The following is a 268-nucleotide window of genomic DNA, read 5'->3' as shown; positions in this document are numbered from 1 at the left end:
AATTCAATCACAAAACAACCTAACGATTACTGTACAAAATCAATCCTATACTTCCAATTTGAAGGGTGAATACAATGCATATAATATGCTAACGGCTATAAAAATTGGAGAATTTTTAGGTTTTAGTTATGAACAAATTCACAAAGGATTAAGAGAATATCACCCTAGCAATGGACGTATGCAACAGTTTCTCATTGCGCAAAATATATACCATCTAAACTTAGCTAAAAATCCACAAGGGATGAACTGTACGGTAGATTATTGCATA

The 268-nt window shown here is 32.1% G+C and carries 1 pseudogene; it reads left to right on the top strand.

The window, feature by feature from the left end:
• Positions 1 to 268 (top strand): annotated as a pseudogene (locus SB753_RS37640) (hypothetical protein); the annotation flags it as partial.

The organism is Paraburkholderia sp. SIMBA_053 (assembly GCF_046534895.1).
GTDB classification, from domain to species: domain Bacteria; phylum Pseudomonadota; class Gammaproteobacteria; order Burkholderiales; family Burkholderiaceae; genus Paraburkholderia; species Paraburkholderia caledonica.
Note: the sequence above shows the minus strand (reverse complement) of the source record. Positions and strands in the feature narration are given on the sequence as shown.